This is a genomic window from Moorena sp. SIO4E2, assembly GCF_010671945.1.
Classification (GTDB): domain Bacteria; phylum Cyanobacteriota; class Cyanobacteriia; order Cyanobacteriales; family Coleofasciculaceae; genus Moorena; species Moorena producens.
In genome coordinates, this window is sequence record NZ_JAAHIE010000313.1 from 1 (window position 1) to 8781 (window position 8781).

Here is an 8781-nt window from a genome sequence, read left to right on the forward strand (position 1 = left end):
TGATTTTTAGCTTTGATTATCCATTTTATAAATGGGTGGTAGCGCTGTTTGTCGGAATTGGGTTTATCTGGATTGCCTCTACCTTTGAAACTCGCCGCGATCAGATTACAGCTTGGATGAATCAATTGCAAGGTTGGGAATAGATTTAATTTAAGCTATCAGCTATCAGCTATCAGCTATCAGCTATCAGCTATCAGCTATGGGCCTGTGGCCATGCACCCTCACACCAACTCATCCAGATACTGCTCGAAGTTAGGTCTATAGCCGCAGTAACCTCAACTTTTTATGAGATTAACCACTGTTTTCGCAAGCTGCTTGAAAGTATTATCGAAATTCTGACGATTATTTTTCATAGTTTCTAAGACTTTACCCGACTGCTCTATTTGAATGTCAGATAATGCAAATACAGGAACATTGTGCTTTTGAGATTGTGCAATTAATGAATTAAAGTCGGGAATGTTGGCTAAATTATATGGAGTGTCACCTGGATTAGAAGCCTTAAATTCATCTTCAGAAATTGTCATACCCACCTTCGATAAAGCCGGAGCGAGTTGGTCGTTAACTGTTACTTTTATCCGGTCTATCCATCGCTGAAAAGAAGCAGCAGGGCTACCACTACGCGGACGAAAACGCTGGTAAATAATTCCCATAAATTTAGGAGGATCGCTAGGTACAGAATATGCTAGATCTTTATCTCGAAACAACTCTACTGACTTATTCCACTTTGGTATTACACGAGATAGTGAAAGTATTGCTTGGTCGCAAAAATAATCTGGAAAAGTAGGAACAATAAAGTAGTTACTACCCATTAAAAAACACTGATTTAGTGCGCCTACGCTGGGACTCATGTCAATCAAGACAATGTCTATATCATTCTCGTGAGCGGTTATAGTTATAAGGTGGTTAACTGAGCCTGGTAAGTTTTTCAATGCAGGAATGGCGGCTCCTGTTGAAAGTGCAACAGCTAACTGTGCTTCACTTTCGGCTAAGTCTAGATGTCCAGCCAACAAATATAAATTCTTTTTGGAAGTTTTGATAATATTGGCTGGCTCCAGTGGCTTTTGTGTCCCTTGAAAAGCTGGTTCAAGACAAGTACTTAAGTTGGATTTTGGATTATTTTCGTAAAAACTCTCGAAATCTGACTGTCCACTAAAGCCTAATACTGTTCCGGTAAGATTACACTGTGGATCGCCATCTACGATCAAGACTTTTTTCCCTATGTCAGTTAAAGCCCATCCCAAATTAAAAGTTGTAGTTGTTTTGCTTACGCCACCCTTGTGATTAAATAAAGAGATTAAAATTGCCATTTTTAATTTCTTACCCAAAAACTCCAACTTCTGCACCGCCAATCGTTTTCTGAGGTGAGCGATTGGGCTTTCGCCCAGCACCCTTTAGACAATCGCATCGGCTCAAGCCCAGAAAGCCCAAACTAGGTAGATTGATATCCTAGCCAATTGACAGATCTAGCCTTGATCTAAACTTTTCAACACGAATGCAAATTAATTCCTCAAAATTTAATTTAAAGGTAAAGAATAAAAATATGATACCTCTAACGTAGTTGTACGCACAACCCTGCTCAACAACTTCTGAGCATTTCAGTTCGTCGCTCTCCCCCTGTGTCGATCGCGGGCGGTTTTTAATCCGTGCAGCCAACAATCAAGCTGTGAAGGACTTTATCGATAGTCATCCACTTGCCTATCATATGCATAAGGTAGACCAGCAGCAGTTTTACTAATACCAACCCTGGTTGACTGACAAAACTATTCAGGAGCATACTGGTACGTTTGTATTTTGAATTCCAGCCGATAAAATTGTTTCTGATATTGTTTTCGCAAAGCTATAGCAATCCTAAATCAGGGAGCAGGTCAAAGTTGCAGAACAAATGAACTATGTAGCATCAGAGCAAGCTTAAACCCATGAGGGGGCTAGAGATTTAGTACAAATGTTCTGCATAAGTGACATGGTCCCCTGTAGCCAGGCTATTGATTGGTGCTTTTGAATAAAATCAGCTGACCACTGACGGCTGACGGCTGAATGCTTACGATTTCCAAATAGATCATAAAAACCAATGCTGATTGATCGTAAACCAAACAATCTTCCCATCAAGACAATGCTAAATAGGGAGACAGCAATGCTATCTCCCTATGTAAAACTAGGATTTAAAACAATGGTTTAAAAAACTCTAGTTAGGCATCATTTAAAGCAGCAATTCCAGGTAAAACCTTGCCTTCGAGTAACTCAAGGCTGGCACCACCACCGGTGGAAATGTGGCTCATTTGGTCAGCAACACCAACTTTTTCCACGGCAGCTACTGAGTCACCACCACCAATGATGGTAGATGCACCTGTCTTGGTCAGCTCAGCCATAGAGTTTGCGATCGCTTCTGTCCCCTTAGCGAACTGATCAAACTCAAACACTCCCATCGGACCATTCCAGATTACAGTTTTGCAATCTGCCAAAGCGTCCTGAAACACCTTCACAGAATCTGGACCAATATCCAAACCCATCCAGCCATCGGGAATAGCTTCAATACTGACAGTCTGGGAATTAGCATCAGGGGCAAAATTATCTGCGATGACCACATCGGTGGGCAACAGCAATTCTACACCGCGCTCTTTTGCCTTAGCTTCTAAAGATTTCGCCAAATCCAGCTTATCGTCTTCCACCAGGGACTTACCCACACTCATACCACGGGCCTTGTAGAAGGTAAAAATCATCCCACCGCCAATTAGCAGTTTATCGACCTTCTCCAGTAGAGTATCAATCACCCCAATCTTACTGGACACCTTAGAGCCGCCAATAATTGCAGCTAGAGGCTTTTCAGGATTTTCTACAGCGTTTTGTAAATACTGCAGTTCCTTCTCAATCAAGTACCCAGCTACAGAAGGACTCAGGTAATGGGTGACTCCCTCAGTAGAGGCATGAGCCCGGTGGGCTGTGCCAAAAGCATCATTGACATACAAATCAGCAAGGGATGCCAACTGTTTGGTGAATTCTGGGTCATTCTTTTCCTCTCCAGCGTGGAAGCGGAGATTTTCCAGTAAAGCCACCTGACCATTTTCCAAAGCACCAACTTGGGCAGCCACCTCGTCTCCAACACAGTCTTTACACATGGTCACCGGTTGACCCAGAAGTTCTGAAAGACGCTCAGCAACGGGGGTTAGACGCAAGCTTTCCTTCACTTGTCCCTTGGGTCGTCCCAAGTGGCTACACAGGATTACCTTTGCCCCTTTCTTAAGTAAATCTTGAACAGTGGGTAAAGCAGCACGAATGCGAGTATCATCGGTGATGGAGCCATTGTCATCCAGGGGTACATTCAGGTCTGCTCTGACCAATACCGTTTTTCCGGCTAAATCTGATTCACTTAAATTGGCTACACTTTTCTTGGACACAGTATTAATCTCCTAATTGCTATTGCCTGCTAATCCCTGACTATCAGCCGTCTTGCCGGATGATTTGACCTCAGAGAGTTCGCTGTACATTAACTGGTAAATCACCAGCTGAATGACCAGGACAAAAGGTATTCTTTTGTTAAGACCGTTCACATTTTACCGGAGTCCGGATCCTGGAGGAAATCTGTGATATGTTCAATACCGTTGTATTTCCCATTGACTCAAGTCGAGAAAGCCGTGAAGCTGCTGAGGTTGTTGGGAACATAGTGCAAAAGTACGGCAGCAATCTATATCTGCTGTCAGTGGTTGAAAAACCTGACCCTGGCCAGGCTACAGCAGCTGCTCACGATGCAATGAAATCCCCTGAAGTAGTAACAGAACTGCTTAACGGTGCCAAAGCACTATTTGCTCAGCAAGGCATTGAAGCCAAAACCCTGGAGCGGGAAGGAAAGCCTGCCTTCGTGATCTGCGATGTGGCTGACGAAATTGGGGCAAATTTAATTGTGATGGTCTCTCGGGGGCCAGGCTTGACAGAGGAAGGTATACCTAATAGCGTGGCCGATCGAGTGATTAATTTGTCCCCTTGCCCAGTTTTGATTGTTCCCTAATTTGTGATTAGTCATTGGTCTAATAAAATTGCTTGCTTGCTAATTGTCAATTGTCAATGGTCAATTTTCAATTAACCCATGACTAATGACCAATGACTAATGACTAATGACTAATGACCAATGACTAATGACTAATGACAATCCAGTGGTATCCCGGACACATTGCCAAAGCTGAGCGAGAACTCAAAGAACAGTTGAAGCGAGTGGATGTGGTATTAGAGGTGCGGGATGCTCGGATTCCCCTATCTACCCATCATCCTCAAACCGACCAGTGGGTGGGTAATAAAACTCGGGTGTTAGTGATCAACCGGGTGGATATGATTGATCCAAGGATGCGCCAACTTTGGGAATCGTGGTTTCAACAGCAAGGGGATATCCCCTATTTCACTAATGCTCAACAGGGTAAGGGTATCCGAGCTGTGGCTAAAGCAGCCCAGACAGCTGGGGAGGAAATCAATCGACGTAGGCGCTCACGGGGAATGCGACCTCGTCCTGTCCGAGCTGTGGTGATTGGATTTCCCAATGTCGGTAAATCTGCTTTAATTAATCGACTTTTGGGACGTCGTGTGGTAGAGAGTGCTCGTCGTCCCGGTGTGACACGCCAATTGCGTTGGATACGTATTTCTGACCAACTTGAACTACTTGATGCTCCTGGTGTTATTCCTGCCAAGTTAAACAATCAGCAGCAGGCGCTCAAGTTAGCTATCTGTGATGACATTGGTGAAGCATCTTACGACAACCAACGGGTAGCAACAGCACTGGTTGCATTCCTGAAAGATTTAGATAAGATGAAGGAGTACACTCTTTTATTAAAGTCTTCTTTAGAAAAGCGGTACCAACTAGACCCAAACCCATTGACCGCTGAAGATTACTTACATGGTTTAGCCGACTATCGCTATCAGGGAAACATCGAACGTACAGCGCGGCAACTATTGGGGGATTTTCGTAAGGGTTTACTCGGAGCAATTGCATTGGAAGTACCACCAGAAGTACTACCCTAAGTACCACCAATGTAATTGCTTAGCATCTACAGCATCTACACAAGTACAATTACAAGCGCGATTCTACTAGTGAGTACTAGCTAGTGAGCGTCGCACAGAGCGAGTAGCACAGCGGGAGTCGTAGAGCGCGAGCCTAAGTTCCCTGTGGATATCTTTTTCTATAAATCTGATAATTATAGTCTGATTGAACCAATATTGTCAATATTTATTGAAAAATCAAGATCAGAACTTAAGCCAGGAAGGGACTTGAGGAGCTAACCCTAACTTAAGACAGATGACTTGAGCTAATTAGCGTAACCAACTTCAGTAATATTGCCGAGGGAAAAGTTTTTCAATCAGTCCTATAATCAATATTGAGCACCGAAACAGCTGATGCAGGGCTTACGCAAGAACTCTACAGGTGGTGTTAACAGTTACCCTTTAACCCATACAGGTAGTGTGTCGATGGCTGAATTGCGTAAGCTCTGTTTACCTGTATTAATATATACTGCTATAAGCATCAATATTTCTTAACAAGAGTTTGTATTTGTTTAAATTTGAAGGTTGGCAGGTTGAAGGTTGAAGGTTGAAGGTTGGCAGGTTGAAGGTTGAAGGTTGAAGGTTGAAGGTTGAAGGTTGAAGGTTGAAGGTTGAAGGTTGAAGGTTGTCTTGATTAGGCTTCTTGTCAATGTATTGTCTTGATGCAAAGCGCGAGTGGGGGAAACCCTCTCATTAAGGCGCTGCATTGCTTTCGTGATAGTGTTTTTCTCAATTATTCTGTGCTGATCGGAAGTTCCCGGATCTGAAGTTACCGACAAATGCGGCAAAGTCTATTGTGCCATTTGTTCCAAAATTATCCTAAAATCAGCCAAGATACCAGGCAAATTCTCTGGATTCAGCACAGGGACATGAACAAAGATACAAGAAGTATTGAGGTGATGCTCTCCAAGATACTTCAACACTTCGTAATAGAGTCCTTCGCAGACAAATTTACCAGCATCATGGCTAATCTCACATCCACTCAAGGCAGCTATTAGTTGCTCTAAGTTCACTGGGGTTTGAAGGCAGGCATCTTCACGAGTAGCACAGGATTCCACAGTTAATTTGTGCCGCTTACTCGCCATTCCACAACAAATAATCCCATCGGGTTGTATTTGATCAATTGTGGCAATTACCTGAGCACTAGCTTCGGCAATATCGACGGGCAACTGTCTTAGAAAAGTCAGGGAAGCAGATAAATCATTGGTTTGAGCAATTTTCCCTAATAAATCATCAGAGGAGTTAGATACCTGATCGGGTAACCAGGTTTGAAAGGATGTCAAGAGGATTTTTTTGTTCATCCAACAGAACCAATTAGAATAAAAAGAGCTTCAATAGTTCAATGTAAGGGAAAGCAGGTTAATGCCAGTAATTGCGGTTGTAGACTACGACATGGGGAACCTGCACTCTGCCTGTAAAGGGTTACAGAAAGCTGGTGCAACTACCAAAGTGACAGATTTAGCAGCAGATATAGAACAGGCGGATGCGGTGGTACTACCGGGAGTGGGGGCGTTTGACCCAGCGATACAACATTTGCGATCGCGTAACCTGGAGCAACCGATTAAACAAGCCATTGCCAGCGGTAAACCCTTTTTAGGTATTTGTCTAGGTTTACAAATTCTGTTTGAGGCAAGTGAAGAAGGCACAGAACCTGGATTAGGGATTGTGCCTGGGACAGTGCGGCGCTTTCGTCGAGAACCAAGTATTACGATTCCCCATATGGGTTGGAACCAGCTAGAGTTTACTCAACCGGATTGTACCCTTTGGCAGCATTTATCAGGCAATCCGCGAGTCTATTTTGTCCATTCTTATTATGTTGACCCAGTTGACCCTATGATTCGAGCCGCAACTACTACTCATGGGAGTCAAACCGTGACGGCTGCGATCGCTTACAATAATGTCGTAGCAGTACAGTTTCACCCGGAAAAGTCTTCTACTACAGGACTGCAAATTTTGTCTAATTTCGTGGCTCAGGTCAAGAGTTACTGCCATGATCGTACACTTGTCACCAAAGCCTGAAAATTATTCTTATTCTAAAATTATGCTACTACTACTGATGTAATCAGCACGCTCCCCACTGTCCTGTGTTTGGATGAGAATTTACGGCAATCGCCAACTGAAAACTTTGCCAGGACAAATTACCCGCCCGACACCAGCACGGGTGCGGGAGGCAGTATTTAATATTTGGCAAGGCAGTGTAGGGAATTGCCGATGGCTGGATTTATGTGCTGGTAGTGGTTCAATGGGGGCTGAGGCTCTGTGTCGGGGAGCTGCTTTGGTGGTAGGGATTGACAAATGGGCAAAAGCTTGTTCAATTATTCGTCAGAACTGGCAACAGATGGCTCAGCCGCAGCAAGAATTTCGGGTGTTGCAAGGGGATGTGGTCAGGCGATTGAAAACCTTGGCTCCTCAGCAGTTTGACCACATTTATTTTGACCCCCCCTACGCTAGTGATTTGTACCAGCCAGTGTTAGATGCGATCGCTCAATACCAGCTCCTCGACACCCATGGTGAGTTAGCTGTTGAGCATAGCTCTAACTACTGGCAACCAAAACCAATCCCCAATTTAGAAATTTGTCGCCAGAAGGTCTATGGCAATACTGCCTTGACCTTCTATTGCCCATTGGTTTAGGTCAGGGGTTTGGTAATGGTCAGTGGTTGATCAGCTCTGGGAAGGAAAAACTAACCCCCAAGTTGATTACCCCGTTGGTATTGCATATAGGCAGCAAAAAACAGTCCCAATAGAGTAACAGGTATTAAGCCAAGGACAATCCCAACAAGCAACGGTTCTACCACACTAAGTCTCCTAATTAAGTTTTTTTACCTGTTTCTCATATTACTAGCTCTGATCAACCTTAGGGTGCTGCTGGTGGTGAAACAGTTATTTATCAACCATCCTGAGTTCCATGGGTTGAGATTGCTCAGTCACACTCAGGAGGTTCTGACCTCATGACCTAAGCCCTGACTTGGGTTGAATACTTTTACCTATATCCCAGCTTATATACCAAAATGTATACCATCGATCTATTCCGCTAGTATCAGGTATATGGTTAAGACATAGTGTAGCATATAATACAAATACACGACAAGATCTTGATTAATGACTCCATAAATTTTAAGCTATGTTTATAAACAAAAATAATACTTAGTCTAAGTATTTACTTATCATTGCTTAACACAACTTAATCAATGGTTCAGTTTTATCGAGATTACAAGCGCTTTATTGATAGTCAACTTGACAGGAGACCCATTGGAAAACCAGCTTGTCCAACCTAGAGTTCTAGTGCGGCGAGTCACCTTGATAGTACTAGTCGCTTTGCTTGCTATAAGTCTTAGCCTGATCGGAATTCCCATGATGCAGGATTGGGATCCTTATGTACAAAAGGTTTTGTCCCTCAACGGTGATCCAGTCCGAGGTGATGCCATTTTTCAAATCAACTGTGCCGGGTGTCATGGAGCCAAAGGGGATGGTCATGTAGGACCAAGTCTAGTGAGTATCTCTAAGAGAAAGTCTGACGTGAGTCTGATTCAGCAAGTGATTAGTGGTAGAACACCACCAATGCCTAAGTTTCAACCTCAAACTAGAGATATGGCAGACCTGTTGAGTTACCTGGAACAATTGTAACTAAAGGTTGAAGGTTGAAGGTTGAAGGTTGAAGGTTGAAGGTTGAAGGTTGAAGGTTGAAGGTTGAAGGTTGAAGGTTGAAGGTTGAAGGTTGAAGGTTGAAGGTTGAAGGTTGAAGGTTGAAGGTTGAAGGTTGA

At 43.6% G+C, this 8781-nt stretch carries 10 protein-coding genes; 5 read left to right on the forward strand and 5 right to left on the reverse strand.

The features are described 5' to 3' along the window. Nucleotides 1–275 precede the first annotated feature (275 nt). Together F6K37_RS25310 and F6K37_RS25315 are read right to left on the reverse strand one after the other, a co-directional pair. Nucleotides 276–1388, reverse strand: coding sequence for a ParA family protein (locus tag F6K37_RS25310; RefSeq protein WP_008189595.1), 1113 nt, complete (start codon nucleotides 1386–1388; stop codon nucleotides 276–278). Nucleotides 1389–2186: 798 nt separating this feature from the next. After that, complete coding sequence (locus tag F6K37_RS25315) at nucleotides 2187–3392, reverse strand: phosphoglycerate kinase (protein ID WP_287252959.1); 1206 nt, start codon at nucleotides 3390–3392, stop codon at nucleotides 2187–2189. Nucleotides 3393–3583: 191 nt separating this feature from the next. Between F6K37_RS25315 and F6K37_RS25320 the strand changes: the two genes are divergently transcribed. Then, nucleotides 3584–4000 carry a universal stress protein gene (locus tag F6K37_RS25320; RefSeq protein WP_287252960.1) on the forward strand — a complete coding sequence of 139 codons (417 nt, stop codon included), beginning with the start codon at nucleotides 3584–3586 and terminating at the stop codon, nucleotides 3998–4000. Between the two features lie 134 nt (nucleotides 4001–4134). Continuing rightward, nucleotides 4135–5001: a ribosome biogenesis GTPase YlqF gene (gene ylqF, locus F6K37_RS25325; RefSeq protein WP_287252962.1), complete on the forward strand. Its 867-nt coding sequence runs from the start codon at nucleotides 4135–4137 to the stop codon at nucleotides 4999–5001. A gap of 530 nt (nucleotides 5002–5531) precedes the next feature. Here ylqF and F6K37_RS25330 read toward each other — a convergent pair. Further along, nucleotides 5532–5726 (reverse strand): hypothetical protein, encoded by a 195-nt coding sequence (locus F6K37_RS25330; RefSeq protein ID WP_287252964.1) that lies wholly within the window; start codon nucleotides 5724–5726, stop codon nucleotides 5532–5534. Between the two features lie 84 nt (nucleotides 5727–5810). Beyond that, complete coding sequence (locus F6K37_RS25335; RefSeq protein WP_008189586.1) at nucleotides 5811–6320, reverse strand: pyroglutamyl-peptidase I family protein; 510 nt, start codon at nucleotides 6318–6320, stop codon at nucleotides 5811–5813. A 61-nt stretch (nucleotides 6321–6381) separates the two neighbouring features. On the opposite strand from F6K37_RS25335, the gene hisH reads away from it, so the two are divergent. Further along, nucleotides 6382–7038, forward strand: coding sequence for an imidazole glycerol phosphate synthase subunit HisH (gene hisH / locus F6K37_RS25340; RefSeq protein WP_008189584.1), 657 nt, complete (start codon nucleotides 6382–6384; stop codon nucleotides 7036–7038). A gap of 73 nt (nucleotides 7039–7111) precedes the next feature. Beyond that, entirely contained in the window at nucleotides 7112–7651 is a 540-nt protein-coding gene (gene rsmD, locus F6K37_RS25345) for a 16S rRNA (guanine(966)-N(2))-methyltransferase RsmD (protein ID WP_008189583.1), read from the forward strand. Nucleotides 7652–7701: 50 nt separating this feature from the next. Here the strand turns inward: rsmD and petG are convergent, their stop codons facing one another. Then, nucleotides 7702–7815, reverse strand: a complete 114-nt coding sequence (gene petG / locus F6K37_RS25350; RefSeq protein ID WP_070395274.1) for a cytochrome b6-f complex subunit V — start codon at nucleotides 7813–7815, stop codon at nucleotides 7702–7704. A 454-nt stretch (nucleotides 7816–8269) separates the two neighbouring features. Between petG and F6K37_RS25355 the strand changes: the two genes are divergently transcribed. Further along, entirely contained in the window at nucleotides 8270–8644 is a 375-nt protein-coding gene (locus F6K37_RS25355; RefSeq protein ID WP_044495179.1) for a c-type cytochrome, read from the forward strand. Nucleotides 8645–8781 lie beyond the last annotated feature (137 nt).

What these genes read in the sequence shown, in the direction of transcription:
- F6K37_RS25320 (WP_287252960.1), top strand. Translation starts at nt 3,584, where the DNA reads ATGTTCAATACCGTTGTATTTCCCATTGACTCAAGTCGAGAAAGCCGT.
- ylqF (WP_287252962.1), top strand. Translation starts at nt 4,135, where the DNA reads ATGACAATCCAGTGGTATCCCGGACACATTGCCAAAGCTGAGCGAGAA.
- F6K37_RS25330 (WP_287252964.1), bottom strand. Translation starts at nt 5,726, where the DNA reads ATGCAGCGCCTTAATGAGAGGGTTTCCCCCACTCGCGCTTTGCATCAA.
- F6K37_RS25335 (WP_008189586.1), bottom strand. Translation starts at nt 6,320, where the DNA reads ATGAACAAAAAAATCCTCTTGACATCCTTTCAAACCTGGTTACCCGAT.
- hisH (WP_008189584.1), top strand. Translation starts at nt 6,382, where the DNA reads ATGCCAGTAATTGCGGTTGTAGACTACGACATGGGGAACCTGCACTCT.
- rsmD (WP_008189583.1), top strand. Translation starts at nt 7,112, where the DNA reads ATGAGAATTTACGGCAATCGCCAACTGAAAACTTTGCCAGGACAAATT.